At 44.1% G+C, this 21,253-nt stretch carries 18 protein-coding genes; 5 read left to right on the top strand and 13 right to left on the bottom strand.

From position 1 onward, the window contains the following. Nucleotides 1-85: 85 nt before the first annotated feature. The 3 genes from NST34_RS08450 (at nucleotide 86) to NST34_RS08440 (ending at nucleotide 3,783) form a co-directional block, all read left to right on the top strand. Nucleotides 86-1,768 (top strand): glycoside hydrolase family 13 protein, encoded by a 1,683-nt coding sequence (locus NST34_RS08450; RefSeq protein ID WP_341127555.1) that lies wholly within the window; start codon nucleotides 86-88, stop codon nucleotides 1,766-1,768. 162 nt (nucleotides 1,769-1,930) lie between these two features. Beyond that, nucleotides 1,931-2,776 (top strand): AraC family transcriptional regulator, encoded by an 846-nt coding sequence (locus NST34_RS08445; protein ID WP_341127554.1) that lies wholly within the window; start codon nucleotides 1,931-1,933, stop codon nucleotides 2,774-2,776. Between the two features lie 155 nt (nucleotides 2,777-2,931). After that, entirely contained in the window at nucleotides 2,932-3,783 is an 852-nt protein-coding gene (locus NST34_RS08440) for a DegV family protein (protein WP_076300004.1), read from the top strand. Between the two features lie 60 nt (nucleotides 3,784-3,843). Here NST34_RS08440 and NST34_RS08435 read toward each other — a convergent pair whose 3' ends face one another. The 8 genes from NST34_RS08435 to NST34_RS08400 form a co-directional block, all read right to left on the bottom strand. Continuing rightward, the gene (locus NST34_RS08435) at nucleotides 3,844-5,484 is read right to left on the bottom strand and encodes a PAS domain-containing sensor histidine kinase (RefSeq protein WP_341127553.1); all 1,641 of its coding nucleotides are present in this window, start codon (nucleotides 5,482-5,484) and stop codon (nucleotides 3,844-3,846) included. 206 nt (nucleotides 5,485-5,690) lie between these two features. Next, nucleotides 5,691-6,392: an ABC transporter permease gene (locus NST34_RS08430; protein WP_231573408.1), complete on the bottom strand. Its 702-nt coding sequence runs from the start codon at nucleotides 6,390-6,392 to the stop codon at nucleotides 5,691-5,693. Continuing rightward, complete coding sequence (locus NST34_RS08425; RefSeq protein WP_341127552.1) at nucleotides 6,376-7,296, bottom strand: ABC transporter ATP-binding protein; 921 nt, start codon at nucleotides 7,294-7,296, stop codon at nucleotides 6,376-6,378. The genes NST34_RS08430 and NST34_RS08425 overlap by 17 nt, the downstream gene beginning before the upstream one ends. 117 nt (nucleotides 7,297-7,413) lie before the next feature. Next, the gene (locus NST34_RS08420; protein ID WP_076300005.1) at nucleotides 7,414-8,349 is read right to left on the bottom strand and encodes a sensor histidine kinase; all 936 of its coding nucleotides are present in this window, start codon (nucleotides 8,347-8,349) and stop codon (nucleotides 7,414-7,416) included. After that, nucleotides 8,349-9,062 (bottom strand): response regulator transcription factor, encoded by a 714-nt coding sequence (locus NST34_RS08415; RefSeq protein WP_076284202.1) that lies wholly within the window; start codon nucleotides 9,060-9,062, stop codon nucleotides 8,349-8,351. Before NST34_RS08415 ends, NST34_RS08420 begins: the two co-directional genes overlap by 1 nt. A gap of 280 nt (nucleotides 9,063-9,342) precedes the next feature. Further along, nucleotides 9,343-10,176 carry a DUF4362 domain-containing protein gene (locus NST34_RS08410; RefSeq protein ID WP_076300006.1) on the bottom strand — a complete coding sequence of 278 codons (834 nt, stop codon included), beginning with the start codon at nucleotides 10,174-10,176 and terminating at the stop codon, nucleotides 9,343-9,345. A gap of 248 nt (nucleotides 10,177-10,424) precedes the next feature. After that, nucleotides 10,425-11,186 (bottom strand): CPBP family intramembrane glutamic endopeptidase, encoded by a 762-nt coding sequence (locus NST34_RS08405; protein ID WP_341127551.1) that lies wholly within the window; start codon nucleotides 11,184-11,186, stop codon nucleotides 10,425-10,427. Nucleotides 11,187-11,365: 179 nt separating this feature from the next. Continuing rightward, nucleotides 11,366-12,307, bottom strand: a complete 942-nt coding sequence (locus tag NST34_RS08400; RefSeq protein WP_341127550.1) for an ROK family protein — start codon at nucleotides 12,305-12,307, stop codon at nucleotides 11,366-11,368. Between the two features lie 318 nt (nucleotides 12,308-12,625). On the opposite strand from NST34_RS08400, the gene NST34_RS08395 reads away from it, so the two are divergent. Next, entirely contained in the window at nucleotides 12,626-14,017 is a 1,392-nt protein-coding gene (locus tag NST34_RS08395; protein WP_340968322.1) for a SpoVR family protein, read from the top strand. Nucleotides 14,018-14,118: 101 nt separating this feature from the next. Here NST34_RS08395 and NST34_RS08390 read toward each other — a convergent pair whose 3' ends face one another. From NST34_RS08390 to NST34_RS08380, 3 genes are all read right to left on the bottom strand, one after another. Then, a complete protein-coding gene (locus NST34_RS08390) occupies nucleotides 14,119-14,550 on the bottom strand; it encodes a GNAT family N-acetyltransferase (protein ID WP_076300010.1) in 432 nt (143 codons plus the stop codon). Nucleotides 14,551-14,919: 369 nt separating this feature from the next. Further along, nucleotides 14,920-15,846, bottom strand: coding sequence for an AraC family transcriptional regulator (locus NST34_RS08385; RefSeq protein WP_341127549.1), 927 nt, complete (start codon nucleotides 15,844-15,846; stop codon nucleotides 14,920-14,922). A gap of 444 nt (nucleotides 15,847-16,290) precedes the next feature. Beyond that, on the bottom strand, nucleotides 16,291-18,186 hold the full coding sequence (locus NST34_RS08380) for a PrkA family serine protein kinase (RefSeq protein WP_042186251.1): 1,896 nt from the start codon (nucleotides 18,184-18,186) through the stop codon (nucleotides 16,291-16,293). A gap of 180 nt (nucleotides 18,187-18,366) precedes the next feature. On the opposite strand from NST34_RS08380, the gene NST34_RS08375 reads away from it, so the two are divergent. Then, entirely contained in the window at nucleotides 18,367-19,305 is a 939-nt protein-coding gene (locus tag NST34_RS08375) for a DUF2161 family putative PD-(D/E)XK-type phosphodiesterase (protein WP_341127548.1), read from the top strand. 433 nt (nucleotides 19,306-19,738) lie between these two features. Here the strand turns inward: NST34_RS08375 and NST34_RS08370 are convergent, their stop codons facing one another. Together NST34_RS08370 and NST34_RS08365 are read right to left on the bottom strand one after the other, a co-directional pair. Continuing rightward, on the bottom strand, nucleotides 19,739-19,900 hold the full coding sequence (locus NST34_RS08370) for a hypothetical protein (RefSeq protein WP_179085752.1): 162 nt from the start codon (nucleotides 19,898-19,900) through the stop codon (nucleotides 19,739-19,741). A gap of 4 nt (nucleotides 19,901-19,904) precedes the next feature. Then, nucleotides 19,905-21,122 (bottom strand): aminotransferase-like domain-containing protein, encoded by a 1,218-nt coding sequence (locus tag NST34_RS08365; RefSeq protein ID WP_042186247.1) that lies wholly within the window; start codon nucleotides 21,120-21,122, stop codon nucleotides 19,905-19,907. Nucleotides 21,123-21,253: the final 131 nt, after the last annotated feature.

The following is a 21,253-nucleotide window of genomic DNA, read 5'->3' as shown; positions in this document are numbered from 1 at the left end:
ACAAGAGACCCTTTGAAGCCAATAGCTTTTTAGGGTCTCTTTATTTTTTTCCTAAATGGATAACTTATATAAGGAGTGATTATTAATGAAAAGAACCTTTTGGAAGGAAGCTGTCGTTTATCAAATTTATCCACGCAGCTTTCAAGATAGTAATGGTGACGGTATTGGAGATCTGCAAGGCATCATTTCACGTCTGGATTATTTGCAGAAGCTCGGTGTCGATGTAGTTTGGTTGTCACCAGTATATAAATCGCCAAATGATGATAATGGTTATGACATCAGCGATTACGAAGATATTATGGATGAGTTCGGCACGCTAAAAGACTGGGAGGAACTACTGACTGGACTGCATGATCGTGGCATTAAGCTAATGATGGATCTTGTAATCAACCACTCTTCTGATGAACATCAATGGTTCGTAGAGTCCCGTTCGTCAAAAGATAATCCATACCGTGATTACTACATATGGCGTCCAGGTGGACCGAATGGCGAACGTCCAAACAATTGGAGTTCCATATTCAGCGGTCCGGCTTGGGAACTAGATGAGACTACCGGTGAATACTATCTACATCTGTTCTCACGCAAGCAACCGGATCTCAACTGGGACAATCCAAAGCTGCGCGATGAATTATACAAGATGATTACCTTCTGGCTCGACAAGGGTGTGGATGGATTGCGGATGGACGTCATTAATTTGATTTCTAAAGCAGAAGGGCTACCTTCCTTCCAAATCGAGGGTGAGGCGCCAGAGGAACTTGCTTGGGGTGGCGATTACTTTATGAATGGCCCCCGAGTCCATGAGTTTTTACATGAAATGAACCAAAAGGTTCTTTCAAGCTATGACATTATGACCGTCGGGGAAACGCCAGGGGCTTCAGTAGAGGATGCCGTTCTTTATACAGACGAAGATCGTGAAGAACTTCAAATGGTATTCCAATTCGAGCATATGGACGTAGATTCCGGCCCAGGAGGCAAATGGGATGTAGCCCCATGGACATTAACTAAACTGCGCGACATACTTCATAAATGGCAGGTCGGTCTGGCTGACAAGGGTTGGAATAGTCTGTACTTAAACAATCATGACCAGCCGCGTATGGTTTCACGATTTGGTGATGATGGGAAGTATCGCGTAATATCTGCCAAAATGCTCGCTACCTTACTACATACACTTAAAGGCACCCCTTATATTTACCAAGGTGAAGAAATTGGGATGACGAATGTAAAATTCACAACGCTGGAAGATTATAAAGACATCGAAATTCTGAATATGTACCGTGAAAAAGTAACTGAGGGTGGCGCAGATCATGAAACGATTCTAAACGCTATCCATGTCAAAGGCCGAGACAACGCCCGTACCCCGATGCAATGGGATGCATCTGCTAATGCTGGATTTTCAGAAGGAGAACCATGGCTCAAAGTAAATCCGATTTACAAGGAAATTAATGTGGAGCAAGCATTGGCAGACTCTGATTCAATCTTCTACTACTACCAGGAATTAATTGCTTTACGCAAAAAAAATCCGATTATGGTATATGGAGAATATAAGCTGCTACTGCCTGATCATGAGAACCTTTATGCTTATACAAGAACTTTAGATGATGAACAATGGCTGATCCTGCTCAACTTCAACGAGGCTCCTCAAACCGTTGATCTCTCCGCTGAGCTGAGCACCGCTACTGATTTAATCATTGGAAATTACCCGGATGAATCACCCACACGAGAAATTCTGCGTCCTTACGAAGCAAGAGTGTACAGATTACAAAGCTGACTCTCTCCACCTTCCTGAGTTATACTATATAGGATGATTTTGTTAAGATCATTCTTCCATCAGCAACCTGTCATTAGAGAGCAAGGAATAACAGGATTTGCAAATGGTGGCATGATAGTATGAACTCAAAGGGAGATGGCAGGCTTGGAATGGCTTATCCGCATGAAAGAAGCTTTAGATTATATGGAGAGCAAAATGGAGGAAACCTTTAATATAGAAGATATAGCAAAGGTTGCTTATTCCTCCCCTTTTCACTTCCAGCGTATGTTCTACATGCTCACCGGAGTATCAGTCAAAGACTATATCCGTAAACGGAAACTAACTCTGGCGGCACAGGAACTCGCTATTTCTAAAGTTAAGGTGCTAGATGTCTCATTAAAATACGGATATGACTCTCCCGAGTCGTTTGCCAAAGCATTCCGCAAAGCACATGGAATTACTCCTTCTGCTGCGCGGGAGTCAGGGGTTCAGCTCAAAGCCTTCCCTAGACTCTCCTTCCATCTATCACTGAAGGGAGATAAAGAAATGGACTACAGAATTGAGACAAGAGACGCTTTTAATGTTATCGGACTAGTAGAGGAAATGACAACGAAAGATGGGGAGAATTTACGCCGTATCCCCCAGCTGTGGATTGAAGCTAACGAAAATGGTACGTCGGATAAGCTGATTGAGATCGGTGTTGATAAGGACATCCTTGGTATTTGTAAAGATTTCAATCACGAAAAAGAAACCTTCTCCTATTGGATTGCTGTCGAAGCCTCTCCAGAGACGGACGCTCAGGGCTTTGCTTCTACGACGATACCAGCTGCGAGTTGGGCTGTGTTCACCTCAGTAGGGCCAATGCCGAATGCTATTCAGCAAGCATGGTCACGGATCTTTCAGGAGTGGTTCCCTGCAACAGGCTATGAGCATACAGGAGGACCCGAGTTTGAGTTATACCTTCCGGGAAGTCCTGATGCAGAGGATTATCGCTGTGAGATCTGGATACCGGTTATGAAAAAAAATTAATGCTTACTTAGACTATTCGGAATTCCGGATAGTCTTTCTTTCTTTCAGAATTTCTACGATTTCATTTTGAGAATCGGCTTAATCTTGGTATAATAAATAGATTATGTGATTCAATAATGACTATTGTCGTCCGATTATCGGTGAAGGAGAAATTCATGTCTACTGTAAAAATATTTTCAGACAGCACTTCCGATTTGCCTCAAGGCTGGAAGGATACTTTTAATATCGGCATCGTTCCCCTTTACGTAGTGTTTGAAGAAGGAACCTACAAAGATGGTGAAGATATCACACCAGAAGAAGTGTATCGCCGTGTCGCAGCAAGCGGAGTATTGCCAAAGACGGCCGCGCCTTCGCCAGCTGACTTTATCGCCGCTTTTCATCCGGTAATTAGCCGTGGAGATGATATTGTATATATCAGTCTCTCCTCATCATTATCCTCTACATATCAGAATGCACTTTTGGCTGCTGGGGAATTCCCAGAGGGGCGTGTACAGGTTATTGATTCACAGACCTTATGTGGAGGCATCGCTCTTCTCGTTATGAAAGCTGTCAGAGCCGCTGAAAAAGGTTACAGTGCCATTGAGATTGCAGCTATGCTGAAGCAGAGTCGTAATCTTGTAGAAACAGAATTCGTGGTAGATACGCTAGATTACTTATATATGGGTGGACGCTGTTCAGGTATGCAGAATTTCATCGGTAGTCTGCTAAAAATTCGTCCTGTTCTTAGACTTGTAGACGGCAGTATCGTACCTACTAGTAAAATTCGTGGCAAAAAAGAAAAAGCCGTGGAACAAATGCTCCAGAACGCCTTGGTTAACGTCGATCGGATGGATAAAGAGCTGCTCATCGTTGTTCATACCTTAGCGGAAGAAGATGCTCGCTATCTAGAGACAGCGATACGAGAGAAAACTCAAGTGAATGAGATCGCTATCCTCAACGCAGGTTGTGTTATTGGTAGCCATTGTGGCCCACATACTGTAGGTCTCATGTATATGCTTCAAGATTAATATTCTAACGCAAATCTCCGGTCATTGCTTCGTAAGTCAATGAACCGGGGATTTGTGCGTTTACCCCTCCTGATTTGAAGTTGAATTTAACTCGACCTCTTTTTTTATGAAGGGTAACATAAACCGGAATGTTGAACCTTTATTCTCTTCACTTTCTACAAAGATTGTCCCACCCATCAGCTCAACCAGCTGCTTACAAATAGCGAGTCCCAACCCTGTACCGCCATATTTACGGTTGATGATCGGGTGCAGCTGTGAGAAGGATTGAAATAATAAATTGAGTTTATTATCGGCAATCCCAACACCTGTATCACGGACAGAGAATTCCAATAAATATTCTTTTGAATCCGAAAGTGGAATGTTCTTAACCGATAGTGTAACGCTCCCATGTTCTGTGAATTTCAGAGCATTGCCTACCAGATTGACAATAATCTGTCGCAAACGGATCGGATCAGCCAGTAACGTTGTTGGAACACTCGTATCCGCCCACCACCGCAAGGCCAGCTTCTTCTCTTCGGCTTTAGGCGTAAATAAATCAATGATGTCCGATATCATCTCTCGAAGTTCAAACGATTCGGTTTGCAGTGGCATCTTACCCGCTTCCATCTTGCTGAAATCAAGAATGTCATTCAAGATCTGTAAAAGCGTGTAACTACAGCTTCGTAAAATCTCGACATACCCCCGCTGTTCTTCTCCAAGATCAGTTTCAAGTAAAAGATCTGACATCCCTATCATTCCATTCATCGGTGTCCGAATTTCATGACTCATCATCGCTAAGAAATCAGATTTGGCTTGCGCCGCCTGTTCCGCAGATTCTTTAGCGCGAATGATTTCTTTCGCATTCGTAATATCACTAAAAGCAATAACTGCTCCTGAGATCATCCCCCCATCCATAAGAGGCGAGACCCGATAATTGACAAAAAAGCTGGTTCCATCCTTACGCCAAAAGATCTCATCGTCTTTCCTGCGGATAATTCCATCTGCAATTGTAAGACTGATCTGACAATCAGGGGTTGAATAACGTGAGCCATCGCCTTGAATTTGATGAATATATTCCATCAGCTTCAGGCCAACCAATTCTGTAGGCTGGTAACCTAACATATCTGCTCCCTCACGGTTAATAAAGAGCGTTCGCCCTATATTATCTAGTACGAATATTCCAGCTGAGACGGAGTTCAGAATAAGGTTCGCTCGTTTATCTTCGACTTCAGCAGCAAAAGTAGATTTGAAGTTTGACTCTAGTTCTACCTTATCCGATAATTTAGCATGAAAAGAATCTGCTAATGCGTTTAGCCAGTCATGTAACCCTTCCGAATAATGATGATAGTTGCTGTTATCCACTTGTATGATCGCGAATACCCCAACAATTCCCTCGTCTATCGTTATAGGAATAAAGTTTCCCTTCACAACGTCCGCTTTGGGATTGTTCAGATCTTGCAATTCAAAGCTAGAGGGATTCCCTTGCAGGGTAGCCTCAAAACTAGCTACATCAACAAGGTATATTCTTTTAAGTGCTGTCAGACCTATATCTTGGAACGATGCTTCTGCACTGGATTCTAGATAGAACGTACGATTCGTTCCTACGCAGCGACCTTGCCGATCCAACACAAATATCAAATTAGGATGATGGTCATATAACGATTTATAAGCGCTCTCTTCCGAAAGCAATCGTGTTAGAATGGACGTCCAGTCTTTATCCACAATTCATTTCACCTCAGGCTCTCTCATCCATTATCATTACCCTAAAATGAGCGGAAATCATCTTAAATTTTAAATTCTTCTATTTTGACCATTATAGCAAATATACTTTAATCGGTCGCAGATAAACACTAAATCCCCCTTTAGAACCCGACCACGATGACTTACACATCGTACTGAGATTCTTAAGAGGGATTTCTATAAATATTTTAGGCTATATCTTTATGGTCAATATTGCGAATCGCCATATAGGCAATACCTGCTCCTATCAAGCCAAGCGAGATCGACACCGCCGCTAAATTACCTAAGCGCGCTTGATCAAATCCACCAGAAATTAGGGACGTAACTAACACAGCCGAGACGATGGTGGCAGGAACTGATTTTTTCTTCATTCCAAAGTACAAAGGAATCAGAGCAATACCCGCTGCGTAAAATGCGTTTGCGCCTAACTTGATCAGCTCTGAAGTGATCATAGGAAGGTTTAACTCACCCGGAATAAGCCCTACAAAAGAATTGAATCCTATTAGGATAGCGCCAACCACAATGTCTGACACGATGATGGCAACAAATGTGAAGGCGAACACTATCAATATTTTCGCAGTCATTAGCTTTTTACGTGAGATAGGATACATAAAGAGAAGAGTAATAGTGTTGTTCTTATACTCATCAATCACCAGCTTGCTAATAATAACGGAAGCGAAAATAATATAAGCAGCCTTAACAAAAACGAACACACCCTCAAACATATCTGCGTAAGAAGCGAACGACGGTTCATTCTCATTTCGATCAACGAATAAAACCATAATCATAAACCCAAGAATAGCGAGATTGACGATTGCTGCCCCTGTAAGAAGAGTTTTTAGCTTATTCTTCCGAATCTCCAAAGATATTAATTTAAGCAACGCCTTCACCCCCAATCAATTGTAAAAAATAATCTTCCAGCGTATGTTGTTTCTTGCTGATGCTCTCAATCTCCACGTCTGCTAGCACTAACGCCTTATTCAGATCACGTTGTGAGATTTCACCGTCATAGATTCTTACTGTAATATGATCAAGTACTTTGAAGTTATTGAGGCCAAGCTTGTGCTCCAACACGTACACTGCTTTGTTAATCTCATTCGTAACCACTTCGATATATTCTGTATTTTGACCGCGAATGGAATCCATCGCCACCTCTTCTACCAGAGCACCCTGCCGGATCACACCGATAGTATCAGCAATCTGCTCGATTTCCCCCAGAATATGACTAGATACAAGTAACGTCATTCCATATTCACGGCTAAGCATCCGGAACACTTCACGCATCTCTTTGATTCCCACAGGGTCTAGTCCATTAATCGGCTCATCCAGAATGAGTAGCTCCGGTTTCGTCATAAAGGCTCTGGCAATACCAAGACGCTGCTTCATCCCAAGCGAAAATTGCTTCACCGGCTTTTTATCGATACCCGTAAGCTTTACCAGCTCCAGCGCTTCGCCAATCGCTTGCGGATCATAATAGCCCATATATTCTCCATGCAGGATCAGGTTTTCCTTGGCTGTGAGTTTATCATAAAACACTGGATATTCAATGATGCAGCCCATCCGTTTGAGCATTTCATACGAATGATTTGTCATTTTTTCATTAAAAAACTCAATCTCACCACTTGTAGGTTTAACGAGGTTCGTGATCATTTTCATGACCGTTGTTTTGCCGGCACCGTTCGGTCCAAGAAAGCCATAAATTTCACCTTGTTTAATATTCATATTCACATTGCTAACGGCTTCTTTGCCTTGGTAGGTTTTCGTTAAATTTCTTGTTCGAAGTATCGTAGTCATTTCCGTGCTCCCCTTTGTTTTCGTCTCGTCTTCCTTAGTTCATATTGTACACAGCAGAATTTTCTTTTTTATTACTCGATTCTTACAAAAATCTTAAGCTGTACACAATTTCATTCTTTAGAAGCTTAATCTACGAAAAGAAAGGGTAAATACTGTTCTCACAAACGGTTGACTAACCAGTGTAATGGTACCATTCATCTGCTCCGTTAATCTTTTGGTGATCGTCAGACCCAGACCACTCCCTTGATATGATCGATTTCTCGAATCCTCCAGTGTATAGAGCCGTTCGAATACTTTATCCTGGTGAACTTCACTAATGCCTTTTCCCCTGTCCCAAACATCTATGTATACTTTGTTCTTATCACTATAGAGTTTCAAACCTAATACGCCTCCGGCATCCCCGTAAGCAATCGCATTCGATAACAAATTGGTCAATATCCGGTCAAGCGCCTCTTCGTTTCCCATGAAATAAAGCGAGTCATCAGGAATCTCTATCTCTACCTCACTGCCCTTGGCGCTAAGGATATCATAGAAAGAGAGAATATTACGTCTGCATACCTCGCCTGCCTCAACACGTGAAAGATTGATTTCCCGATCCCCTGATTCCAGCTTAGCCAAGTCAAAGAACTTGTTCATCAGATGGATCACTTCATTCGCTTTTTGGTGAATTGTGTTCATCATACGTTCCCGTTCTTCGGCTGGCATATGTTCATCCTGCTGAATCGTCTCAATATAACCGAGTACTACCGTTAGCGGAGTCTTAAGATCGTGGGAAATGTTCGACAGCATATTACGCATGGACTTCTCCAGCTTCACGCGCTCAATGCTTCCTTTATGATTAATGTCGAGCAGCCGATTTAGATCAATCAGCACACTTTGCAGCTCCACATTACTACTGAATAACAGCAGTCTTTCGTGTGAACCTTCAGCCATGATGCTACTTAGCTTGTCATGAATATATTTCAGGTCTCTGGAAGCTTTACGCGAATGCTGATATTGCCATCCAATGACGACGAGCAGGAGTACAATGACCACACTAAGCGCCATGCTCATTATAGCTGCTCTCCCAGCTTATATCCGATCCCCCACAACGTCTTGATGTACTCTGGATGCGAGGGGTCATCTTCTATTTTTTCGCGTAATCTTCTCATATGTACATTAATAACGTTCTCATCTCCGAAATAATCATCTGCCCATACGCTAGCATAAATCTGCGCTTTGGTGAAGACCCTGCCCGGATGCGTAACGAACAGCTTAAGAATATGAAATTCCTTAGACGTTAACTTCACCTCTTCCCCGTTCTTTAGCGCAGAGAAATTATCCAAATCTACAGTCAGGCCACCAATGGAAATTTTTTGCTTCGCAGGAATTGGAGCTTCCGGTTGGATGGTGGGGGTAGCATAACCCGCTCTTCGAATCGCAGCCTTCACTCTTGCAGCTAATTCGATCATTGAAAATGGCTTGGTAATATAATCATCCGCCCCAAAGCCAAGTCCAAGCGCTTTATCCACATCGCTGTCCTTGGCTGACATGATCAACACCGGAACTAGACTTGTCGCACGGATCGTCTGGAGAATATCAGTACCGCTGCGCTTGGGCAGCATGAGATCTAATAATACAAGATCAAAAGGATTACTAGTACGGAATGTCCTTTCCGCTACTTCACCATCAAACGCCGTTTCCACTTCATAGCCCTCTTTTACTAAATAGGACCTAACCATTTCACTAATTGCTTCGTCATCTTCAATTAACAATATTCGGTGCATGAATGCTGCCTCCAATGATCTGAGAATAAAAATTAGTTAAAAACTTAAGGTATTTCTTTAAGGTAAACATGACTGCGGTGAATGTTTGGACTTCCGGTCGCTGTTGTCCCCAGATTTCTTGATTATATACCGTGTTTCACGGTTGAAATCCGGTGAGCCTATGCTTCCGGAGCGAGCTTTCCTACGGAAAGCTTTCAGGCGAACGCTATCGCTCCTACAGTTCCAAACTTCCCCTCCGCCACTCTTCCTTTTTAGAATGTTTTAGTTCAACTTATTTAAATTATTCGTAATGCCCCTTAACCTCAGGCAGTTGCTTATAAATGCTTCCGGCCTGCACGATCTTAATGATCGCTTGGGCTAGTTCAGTCATCTGACCGTCATCCTCAGTATTCTGGCATTCCGTCCACTGATAATGACGCTCTCCACTATTAATCTCAACCGATAAATCGTAACTTACAGCAGGTTTTCGATTACACTCAGTAGATAATTCTTTTTCATCTAAGTAATTCGCTAGAACCATTTCTTTATAGATTTGTCCACGTTCCTGTTCAGAAAGCCCGAAATCACTAACCTCGACTACTTCCCCATTCTGGAGATCTTTGACCAACTTCTTCTCTATCGTATTCATTTCGTTCTTTTGGTTCACACCATACTTTAAAACAAACTCAAACTTATCTTGTTTCGTTACGTCAAAAGGAATCTGTAGCAGCTCGATCTTTGCTTGTTCGCCCTCGCAGCCCGTTAAGGTATACGACAGAAGTTTATCCGTTTCGTTTCTAACAAGGTTCTGACAAGTGTATGTGGTTACTTGGGGACTACCAAACGTATCTTCGGAATTATCATGCCGCATTTCAATCCCTTGGTCAGTATATTTCAAGTCATTAAAGATCGGATCACCCTCAATTGTGTAATGAACCACACGCTGCTTACCCGCTTTATTTTGGATAAAAGCATCCAACTTCTTAAGATTCTTAACAATCATTCCATGGCTGTTTATCACGTCTTCTTGTTCATTAATGGTAGTTGTGAATTTGTCTTCTCCATTGGATGGCTGGTTAAAGCAACCGGTTACTATAAGCGCTATAAAAATCAGAAGAATACCGCTCGATCTCATCGATCATAACCTCCTTAAACACTCCATAAGTAGAATCTTTTGTTAAAGTATACCAATAATAACGGGGGCTGGGTATCCCTTCAGAGGGATATCTGATGATAGAGAGATTGATAGAAATTTAAACTAGATAGCAAAAAAAGCCGATTGGATATCCAATCAGCTGTGCTTCTGTACCTCAGAAACCTTCTCAATATCTATCGTACTATATGCTTAACCTCTTTGTGAGTCTACGGAAATTCCTCCGGCTCTTAATGCAAGAAATGCATCAGGAACGGTGCTGCTACTGCGCCACCTAACATACTAGTCCCAAATATTGCCCAGTCATTTAAAATATGTGCAATGATCGACGTCCAGATATTCTTTGTTTTCATGTAAGCAAGCGTTAGAATAATTCGAGCGATTCCGATTCCCAGAATGGCCTGAGCAAAATTAAAATTGTACGTTTTTAAGTGTAGTGCACCAAAAATGAGCGCTGTTACGATTAATGCAATAAACACGGACGCCTTGCGTGACATTTTAAAGCCAATAAAGCAAAGCTGCATAATCGCCAGGAATGGCAAGATCGTTAACAATTCCTCGCCAATTAATTGAAATCCTGAGAAGAACAATGTCCAGAGCTTCTCACCTGTTGAAAGGGTATCCCCATGACCTAGCACCGCATTTACTGTTACAGCTCCCATCGATGAAAGCAGCGCGGCTACCCCCAACGTTACGATGAAATTAATAATAAAGAATAAAATCCCGTATAATACATGACTTACTTCAGGCTTTTTGAAGAGAATTCCTAACTTCCCTTTGGTTGCCCATACTAATGCGATTAACGGAAATAGCGTGAATAGAAACGGAGCAATCTTGATCTGCACTTCATTAGGCAGAAAAGGAATCTCTACTGTCATTGTTAAATAGCCTACAACGATACTTGCAAGGATCACTACCCATTTGCCAATAGGCATGAAATACGGCTGTCCATTATACAATGGATAATCTACGGTTTGTTTTACTTTTGTCATGTTGCACGACCTTCCAACGCTTATTATTATACTGTGAATCCTATCACTGGAATATGAACTATAAATGAACCGACAAGTTCATTTATAATCCCTGATGAAATGCTCAATTTCTGGCCGAAGATGGAGCATAAAAATAACCAGTCACCGACATGGATCGGTAACTGGTTATCTTTGAATTATCAATTGAACCCTAAGGAATCGTCAAATAATCTCGATATTCCGATAAGCGTGTGTTCGAACACATTTTCTGAAGTAAATATACCAATAGATGAATCAGCCAATCCCTTCTGGAGGGCGGGGCTAAATAAATCGATGCTTTTAGCAATCTGTCCGCCGATAACGATGCGGTTTGGCTGATAGTCTATAACATAGGACTTTAGCATCCTAGCCAATCGTGTACCGAATTCTTCAAACACCTTGCAGCACAAGCAATTCCCGTTTCTAGCTTGTTCTGCGAGTTCCTTCACGTCCATTCCTTTTTCTAGAGCTCCTATCTGATCAGCCAGGCGAAGAATTCCGCGACGTGAGAAGGCGTTATCTATGGTACTCTCCAGGAAAGGTTTATCAAAAAGCCAACCGTCCTTGGGAACACCTGGTCCTTCGTTCAGGATCAATGCACGATCAATAAATGCGGAGCCTAACCCTGTCCCTAAAGTTAACGAAATATATCGTTCATTTGGAAATAATCTGCTTACGCCTAAGGCAAACAGCTTCGCATCATTCTCAAATCGAATATCTGCCTGCAGCAGGTGTTTCGCCCATTCCTTATGTTGTAAGGTATTGAACCAGGTATATAATACTTCTCGTATATTCTCACCATACAACGCCTCATATTTACTAAGCCCCTGAATATAACAGATGCCTTGCTGATAATCAAAGGGCCCGGGAAAGGCGAGACCGATGCGCCAAGTACAGTCTGAGGATTTCCCTAGTGTAACGGAGTAGAACTGATATTGATCTTCAAATATAGAAATAAATTGGTCTATAATCACATCGGCAGCTTGGTCAGCGAAGGAAGGATGTTGCTTGCAGCTAGCCTGTAGCAATTCTCCATCCACGACCAAACCAGACTTAATAAAGGTTCCTCCCACGTCTAAAGCGATCACGACTTTAGGCTTCAAAGGAGACTCACATCCCATGCCTTGGATACGCCAGCTTTCACTACTCGTGCGCCATAACCATTCTATTCTTCTATTGAATTAATAATTCTCCACGATAATTAATATGATGGTATTTTGATAACTCCAAGCTACTTACGAATCACCTTGAGAAAATCATAAAGATATATAACGGATTCTCCCTCCCGTCATATTGCCCTCCCCCTACCCATATACATAATATGAACTACATTGATCGACCCATCTATATGAAGCCAAACCCCATTTCGTGAGGGTTTATTCAGGTTGGATCTACAGAATTATAGGAGGGAGCACAGAATCATGCCAAGCGAAGAAATTAATGCGTTGGAGCGGGCGATTGCTGAAATTACGGAAATAGCTACTGGCTTCGGCTTGGATTTTTATCCCATGCGATATGAAATATGCCCTGCCGATATTATTTATACATTCGGTGCTTATGGAATGCCGACAAGATTTGGTCATTGGAGCTTCGGAAAAACATTTCACAAAATGAAATCCCAATACGATTTCGGGCTGAGTAAAATATACGAGCTCGTCATTAACTCCAACCCTTGTTATGCTTTCCTGCTCGACGGAAACTCGCTGATTCAGAACAAGCTGATCGTAGCTCACGTGCTGGCGCACTGCGATTTTTTCAAAAATAACATGCGTTTCTCCATGTCCAACCGGGATATGGTCGAGAGCATGTCGGCTACAGCGGATCGGATCGCCGGTTATTCAGTAACCTACGGTACCGATGCAGTGGAGCGCTTCATCGATTCCGTGCTGGCCATTCAAGAGCATATAGATCCCAGCCTGATTCAGCCGCGTAAGCTAGGTAAGACCCATTTGCTGGAAGCCAAAATGAAAGAACTCAAGGATGCCCCTCCGGGTGGCTCCAAACCAGCTAATCCGTACGACGAGTTATGGAATCTAGACAAGAGCAATTCTGGACCACAGGAAGCATCATCCGGAAATCGTGCGTTCCCACCTGAGCCGGAAAAAGATATTGTCTGGTTCATCCAGCAATATTCCACCGTCTTGGAGGATTGGCAGCGCGATATTATGACGATGCTTCATGATGAAATGCTCTACTTCTGGCCACAAATGGAGACGAAGATCATGAACGAAGGCTGGGCTTCGTACTGGCATCAGCGCATCGTCCGTGAACTGGATCTGACCGAAGAAGAAACCGTAGAATACGCTAAACTAAATTCCTCCGTCGTGCAGCCTTCACGGCAAAGCCTGAATCCATACTATCTTGGTCTAAAAATCTTCGAAGACATCGAACGCCGCTGGGACCGTGAGAAAATATTTGAGGTTCGCGAGTTGGAGTCTGATACTTCTTTTATCCGCAGCTATCTGTCCAAAGAACTGGTGAACGACCTCGATCTTTATGTTTTTGAGAAAAAAGGGCCGGAATGGAAAATCACCGACAAAGCATGGGAAAATGTACGAGATCAACTGGTGCTCGCTCGAGTCAATGGCGGGTCACCTTACTTGGTCATCGAGGATGCCGACTTCGAGAAGAATGGCGAGTTATTTATCACCCACCGCTATGAAAGTATCGAGCTGGATCTGAAGTACCTGGAGCGTACACTCCCGCATATCTACTCATTATGGGGGCGCACCGTTCATCTACAGACCGTCGTGGAGGACAAAAAGGCGCGGTTCTCGTATGATGGCAAAAAGGTGCAGCGTAAGTTTATTTAAAAGAGGAATAAGTGAGTAGTGCTCTATTGCTTGAATAATAAAGCGGCAGAACTGGACGCGTAGTACGTCCCTGGTCTGCCGCTCTTTATTTGGTCTGTTGATTACTCGGATTCATTTAACATCTTTGAAAAATATTTCGGAGCCTCAGTAAATCCTTGTCGGGCATAAAATCTATGCGCATCAGTTCTTCTAGAGTGGCAATGAACTTGAATTCGGTCACAGTTTCTTTTTCTAGCTAAATCAGTGCAATATTCCTCAAGCATCCGTCCAATGCCTTTGCTCCTAATCGCATTACTTACCACAAGATAGCTTATAATTGCAGTATCCCCTGTGAGCCCTAATTGAGGTATGTAATGCATGGAAATGCAGGCGACTACTTTATGATCTTCCTCGAAAACTAATAATTCCTCATCCGGATGCAGGACTAGCTTTTCTATTTTTTCTTGCATGAACGCTTCTGTCTCTGAATAACCCAACTGCTCTAATAATTCCGCTATGTCTTGCCAGTCCTCTGCTTTCGCTTCTCTAATCATCTGTTCCACTCCCCTAGATTTTCAAGTTACATGTCTAATTAACTCTATTAGACTACGGGAGGGGATAAGCGTCAATCCTCCTACAATAAATGAGAAAGCCCGCAGCGTATAACCCGCTGCGGACCTTCTTACGTCGACACCCCGTATCGACTGAATAATTAGAACATGGCAAATGCTGCAGAGGTGAAAGTAACGTAGGGAAGTTTGGAACTGTAGGAGCGTAGCGCTCGCCTTTGTCTTCGGATGTTATCCGCATAAGCGGTAAAAATCAAGAACATCTGGAGACAACAGCGACCGAAAGTCCAAACATTCCCGTAGTTACTGTCATCACCGGGGAGCCTTTCCCTTTGCTTTATTATTTCGTTCAAATTATTCTGTCGATTTTTTCACTGGAACATAGATCTCCATCACCGTATCCGGACGCGAGTGGCAGCGTTCATCATAGAATTCGAAATCCAGTTTACTATCATCATAAACATAGCCACTATCCTTAAACCATTCTTCGAAGATGTACTTCCATGTGCTTTTTATAACCTGTGCAAACTGTATTTGCTCTGTATCCTTTGATGTATCCACTGGCGGCGTTGTGAACACAGCATATTCGGCTTCTGGCACATCCATCGTCAACATATCATCTTCCACCTTGGAGTAGTCCTCTACAATAACACCTAGAAGATAAGTCGCATTACCATTATCTGAGGAAGGAATACATAAGCCGACTTCTCCGTGTTTAGGCGGGTTTAGTATTTTATACATTTTGGACTCCAGATTCTCACCCTCATAATGACTCCAAAAAGAAGCAATATCCTTGGTGTACATACTTCCAGCAACATTAGTTTGGATCCCATACCCAGCGACCTTAAATGCAGGCTTGCGAACAATAACAGGGTTCATTATAAAACCTCCGATTTCAATTAGTGTTTTTCCTTTAGTAAATCCGTCCATCCGTGCGGCATACTGTGTCGGGCTATAGCCAAAAGCCTTGCGAAAGGCCTTAGTGAATCCACTTTGTGTCTCAAAACCATAGTCCAGCGCGATATCAATGATTCTTCTACCGGCAAACAATTCAATGGACGCTAAAGATAATTTCCGGCTCCGCACATATTCCATCACGGACATTTCCTTGCATAAGCTGAACACTCGGCAAAAATGATACACCGAATATCCAACCTCAGCGGCTATTTCTTCCACTGTTATATTTTCTTTGATATGAGCTTCAATATATTCAACACATTTCTCTATATCTTTACTGTAATTCAAGTGCAGCACCAGCCTTCCCCCGTACGGTGATTTCATTATATCAACTGCAAGCGAGTAGGATTGTTCCTGTTTTGCTGAGCTGTATGATGCTGTATGATCTAACACTTTCTTTAGTTAGCTGTCATAGAAAACTGCAAATGTGCAGCTTTTTACATTGATATCGTCCTCATCTAGCTCAAAAGCTGAAAAAATACAGGAATTTTCCCTACTTGGGGTTTGAAAGTGACTTACACCGCAAAAAAACTGCAGATTTGCAGGAATTACTAATTTAAAGAGCTTTGCCATATATAATAATGTACATTTGCAGTTTTTTCCTGTAAGGGCGGCTCCCCCTGCTACTTTTCATGGTTCATGCATTACTTTTCGGATGCGCGACCAAAGCCTAATTCCACACAATCTCACGTATTGATACACGTAAAAAATATCTATCACATAAAAAAAGACCACCAAATGGTGGTCCGCAAATTTACTTGTATTCTTTTACCGATTAAGCAGACTGCCCACATACTTCAGCAGCTCATTAGCGCAAATTGGGCAATAGTGATGCCCATCAATAAGTCTAGCGCACACCTCATTGATCCGTTTAAGCTGACTTTCATCCGGCGTTTTGGACGAGGTGGTGATTTTGACGATATCTTTGAGATCTGTGAATAGCTTCTTCTCAATCGCTTCCCGTAGGCGGTCGTGGTTGTTGTACTCGAATTTCTTCCCTTTGCGTGAATACGCGGAAATCCGGATCAGGATCTCTTCCCGGAACGCTTTTTTCGCATTCTCAGAGATACCGATTTGCTCTTCAATCGAACGCATTAACCGCTCATCCGGCTCCATCTCCTCATCCGTCAGCGGATCGCGGATTTTGGACCAATTGCAGAAGGCTTCGATATTATCGAGATAATTCTCAAATAATGTCTTGGCGGACTCCTCAAAGGAGTAGACGAAGGCCTTTTGCACTTCGCTTTTAGCTAAAATGTCATATTCTTTGCGGGCAATGGAGATGAAGTTCAAATAACGCTCCCGCTCCTCTTTTGTAATCGATGGATGCTGATCCAGGCCGTCTTTAATTGCACGCAACACATCCAGTGCGTTCATGCACTGCAGATCACCTTTGATCAAAGCACTGGAAATCCGGTTGATAACATACCGCGGATCTATTCCGGACATGCCTTCATCCAAATACTCCGTTTGCATCTCCTTGAGATCTGCTTCTTTGTAGCCTTCGACCTCTTCACCATCATACATGCGAAGCTTTTTGATCAGATCCATGCCTTGTTTTTTACTTTCTTTCAGACGGGTCAGGATCGAGAAAATAGCAGCGGCACGCAGCGCATGCGGCGCAATATGCACATGGTTCATATCACTCTGGGCGATCAACTTCGCGTAGATTTTTTCCTCTTCCGATACTCTGAGGTTATACGGAACAGGCATCACAATCATACGGGACTGGAGCGCTTCATTCTTTTTATTAGAAATAAACGACTTATACTCGGTTTCATTGGTGTGAGCTATGATCATTTCATCCGCACTGATTAGCGCGAACCGGCCAGCCTTGAAATTTCCTTCTTGCGTCAGTGACAGCAGATTCCATAGAAACTTTTCGTCGCATTTGAGCATTTCTTGAAATTCCATCAGCCCACGGTTAGCTTTGTTCAGCTCTCCGTCAAAACGGTAAGCGCGTGGATCGGATTCCGAACCAAATTCAGTAATGGTCGAAAAGTCGATACTTCCTGTCAAATCGGCGATATCTTGCGACTTCGGATCGGATGGACTAAAAGTACCAATCCCTACCCGCTCTTCTTCTGACAAAATGACACGAGCCACTTTAACCTGCTCAATATCTCCCGCATAATCATTTCTCAGCCGCATCTGGCAGGATGGGCACAAGTTGCCCTCAATACGCACACCGAGTTCTTTTTCAATCTCTGGACGAAGCTCCAGGGGGATCAAATGTAGTGGATCCTCATGCATCGGGCAACCCTCAACCGCATATACCGCACCCGCATCCGTCCGCGAGTATTGTTCCAAACCTCTTTTTAACAGCGTGACTAGGGTCGATTTCCCCCCACTGACAGGTCCCATCAATAACAGAATCCGTTTACGAACATCTAGCCGGCGTGCTGCAGAGTGAAAATACTCCTCCACTAACTTTTCGACTGCACGATCAAGTCCAAAAATCTCTTGTTCAAAAAACTTATAACGTTTGCGTCCGTTTATGTCCTCTACGCCATGCGACTTGATCATGTCATAAACGCGGGAGTGAGCGGTTTTTGCGGGAGAGGGGTCTTTTTTCAAAAGTTCTATATATTGCTTGAAGGTCCCGCTCCACGCCAAACGGTCGTTCTCAGCCCGATACGAAGCTATTCGCTCAAAAATATCCATTGCTCGCTGCCTCCTCTTGCGCTCCTACTTGCTCTCCTATAGCGTTAAAAAGTGTATTACATACCTATGCGGCAAGCGCGGAATAGTTGACCTCTTTTTTGCTGTGCTATAATAGAGAATCATAAAATCGCAGTAAAACCTTAATGAGAACCCGAAAAAAAGAGCTACGGGAGTGACACTATGGCGGTACGACATGAAACGGAGCTGTATGCTCCTTTGAAGGTTTTTTTTGAAAAGCAAGGATACAGCATCAAGGGTGAGGTTCGGACTTGTGATTTGGTGGGTATTCGTGAGGATTTAGAGCAGCCTCTAATCGTAGAGATGAAAAAATCGTTCAACCTCGCCTTGCTCCTGCAAGGCGTGGAACGGCTAAAGCTCAGTCCTACGGTCTATCTCGCAGTAGAACGTGTCCGTGATAAAAAAGGGGCGGTAAACCAGCGCTGGGGCGAGCTTAGCGGACTGTGCCGCCGCCTTGGTCTCGGGCTGATCACCGTTGTTTTTTATAAAACCAAGGCCCCGCTGGTCGAGGTGCTCGTCGAGCCGGACGAGACGCCACCTGCGCAGCGCAGCAACAAGCGGCGGCGCGAGCGCCTGCTCTATGAGTTCCGCGAGCGCAGCGGAGACTACAACATCGGCGGCAGCACGCGCGTCAAGCTCGTGACGGCCTACCGTGAGAAAGCGCTGCGTGTCGCGCTTTCTCTGCAGGCAGCGGAGGCGGAAGCCGCCGTCGCTGCCGAGAAGGCCGCTGCGAAGGCTTCGCTCGCAGCGGGCAAACGTGCAGCGGCGAGCACCGCTACACAGGCTCCGGCGCTGAGCTCAGCGCCGGAGGGGCATGCTGCCGGGGACACGGCAGCACGGGAGGCAGCGGCGGCTGGCACGCGAAGCGGTGCCCCTAGCGCTGCCTCAAGCGCCCGCTCGGCCGGGATCTCTCCGGCCGAGCTGCGGAAGCGTAGCGGCGTACCGAACGCCGCCGCTATGCTGCAGCACAACTACTACGGCTGGTTCCACCGTGTCAGCCGTGGGCGCTATACCCTGACCCCAGCCGGTCAGGCCGCGCTAGTAGAATACGCCGCTATAACTGGCGGCGTACCCCATGACAGCAATCATCACAGTAATTAGCTTGCCTATACTAAACAAAAAATTCTTTCAATTTCAAATTTTTGCTGGAGCCTTTCTCTGCTTTTGATCTTTCACTCGGACTTTAAACTTATTATTCTAATGCACACGTAACAATGTCTAGGTAACGCCAAAAAGCATCCCATCGACGGGATGCTTTTTGTGTTCCAATCCGTTAAGCCATAGAAACAGAACTTACCTTCGAAGCATTAATCTCAAGCTGACAAGTTGAATTAAGGGGAAATCATCCCTATAATTCCTCAATATACGCGCTATAAACCGATATTTAGGGATTTCCTCCCTATAAAAGCATAGATTGCTCCATAAAAAGGGCTTTTTCCGAAATTTATAGGGAGAGATTCCCTATAATCTCCATTCCAGAATATAAATCAGCCAGTTATAGGGAGAAATCCCCTATAATGACCTCCCCCGCACTCTACTCCTTGCCTAATGCACCACTCTGTCCTTTATGACTTCCTGGGTGTGTCATACATTGATCTGCCAGTTCATCTGCCCACACATCTACCTGCGCATATGACCGCTCATCAACCTGTGTGTTACTTTTATACGTCCGATCCATCAGATTCCTAATCAGCACCCACCTAACTCCGAGCCGTGAACTCCTTAACCGCCTCGCTCATCAGATTCATACCAAGTAGCAGCTCATCCCGGCCGGGATGGCTGAAGTTAAGACGAATGTGATTTCCGCTTCCATCTACGCTACATAACGGTCCTGGCAAAAATGCCACTCCCTTACCTAGCGCACATTTTAGCAGTGCCATAACATCCATTCCCTCCGGTGGAGATACCCATAGAAACATACCTCCTGACGGCAGGTCGTAGGAGCTTCCTTTCCAAGCTGGACGTTTTAGCAGTTCAACCATTAACTTCAGTCGGGTGTTATATTCTCGGTTCAGCTGCGCAATATGCTCACGAAGATCAAAAGCGGTCACATCCAATAAATGATGCAAGAGCCGCTGATTTAATGCGCTCGATTGCCAGTCTGCCATCTGCTTGGCAGCAGCCATCATCCCGATCACTTCCCGGCTACCTGCAGCCCAGCCCGTCCGCAGCGCAGGCGCAACGGTCTTGCTGAACGAACCGATATATAATACGTGTCCGCCATCACTTATATTTTCCAGCGCATACAAGGATGGATATCTTGTGGCCCAATGCTCACCATACTTCTGGAAATGTAGATCACCATAAGAATCATCTTCTACAATCAGGATGTTATACGCGATGCAAAGATCCAACACCTCACGCCGTCTCTCTAAGCTCCATAGGATGCCACTTGGATTCGTAAAGCTTGGTGTTGCGAACAACATCTTAGGCTTATGCAGTTCAATTTGCCTCCGCAAATGATCTGGATGAAGCCCGTCCAAGTCACCCTCTACAGGAATAATGATGGCACCCTGCATCCGAAGAGTTTGCAAGAATCCTGGAGATGTCGGATTTTCTACTAATACACGATCTCCCGGATCAATATACACCCGCGACAACAAATCAATCGCTTGCTGGCTCCCCGTTGTTAGCAGAACTCCACCCTCAGTAACAGTTACCCCTTTTTCTCTGAGCCAATCCCCGGCAAGCCACTCCCGAAGTGGACCATACCCTGCAGGATCACCATATTGAAGTGCCCCTGCATCTGCAGATATCACCGTAGAGGCTGCTTCGGCAAGCAGCGATAATGGGAACAGTTCTTCCGCTGGTAATTCTTCAGCAAGCGATATCATGGAGCTTCTCCGTGTTTGGGTGCGAATACTTAGAAGCGGTGACGATAGCAGTGTGTGCGCGCGAGCAGAAAATTGGTAAAGCATGCGAAATCCCCCTTCCCTAGTACCAAGTAGAAATGGCTAAGTTATCCTCTTTCGAGGACGATTATCCATTAAACGTGATATGCTTTCTTTCTTCTATTTCAAGAATATTCCGCCTTTCCCGTCATTATGTC

Source organism: Paenibacillus sp. FSL H7-0714, from assembly GCF_038003765.1.
Taxonomy (GTDB): domain Bacteria; phylum Bacillota; class Bacilli; order Paenibacillales; family Paenibacillaceae; genus Paenibacillus_AQ.
Note: the sequence above shows the minus strand (reverse complement) of the source record. Positions and strands in the feature narration are given on the sequence as shown.

Bases quoted from the DNA above. Each gene is read 5' to 3' on its own strand.
- NST34_RS08420 (WP_076300005.1), bottom strand. From the start codon at position 8,349: ATGAGCATGGCGCTTAGTGTGGTCATTGTACTCCTGCTCGTCGTCATT.
- NST34_RS08380 (WP_042186251.1), bottom strand. From the start codon at position 18,186: ATGGATATTTTTGAGCGAATAGCTTCGTATCGGGCTGAGAACGACCGT.
- NST34_RS08405 (WP_341127551.1), bottom strand. From the start codon at position 11,186: ATGACAAAAGTAAAACAAACCGTAGATTATCCATTGTATAATGGACAG.
- NST34_RS08415 (WP_076284202.1), bottom strand. From the start codon at position 9,062: ATGCACCGAATATTGTTAATTGAAGATGACGAAGCAATTAGTGAAATG.
- NST34_RS08410 (WP_076300006.1), bottom strand. From the start codon at position 10,176: ATGAGATCGAGCGGTATTCTTCTGATTTTTATAGCGCTTATAGTAACC.
- NST34_RS08395 (WP_340968322.1), top strand. From the start codon at position 12,626: ATGCCAAGCGAAGAAATTAATGCGTTGGAGCGGGCGATTGCTGAAATT.
- NST34_RS08440 (WP_076300004.1), top strand. From the start codon at position 2,932: ATGTCTACTGTAAAAATATTTTCAGACAGCACTTCCGATTTGCCTCAA.
- NST34_RS08425 (WP_341127552.1), bottom strand. From the start codon at position 7,296: ATGACTACGATACTTCGAACAAGAAATTTAACGAAAACCTACCAAGGC.
- NST34_RS08450 (WP_341127555.1), top strand. From the start codon at position 86: ATGAAAAGAACCTTTTGGAAGGAAGCTGTCGTTTATCAAATTTATCCA.
- NST34_RS08365 (WP_042186247.1), bottom strand. From the start codon at position 21,122: ATGCTTTACCAATTTTCTGCTCGCGCGCACACACTGCTATCGTCACCG.
- NST34_RS08390 (WP_076300010.1), bottom strand. From the start codon at position 14,550: ATGATTAGAGAAGCGAAAGCAGAGGACTGGCAAGACATAGCGGAATTA.
- NST34_RS08445 (WP_341127554.1), top strand. From the start codon at position 1,931: ATGAAAGAAGCTTTAGATTATATGGAGAGCAAAATGGAGGAAACCTTT.
- NST34_RS08385 (WP_341127549.1), bottom strand. From the start codon at position 15,846: ATGAAATCACCGTACGGGGGAAGGCTGGTGCTGCACTTGAATTACAGT.
- NST34_RS08375 (WP_341127548.1), top strand. From the start codon at position 18,367: ATGGCGGTACGACATGAAACGGAGCTGTATGCTCCTTTGAAGGTTTTT.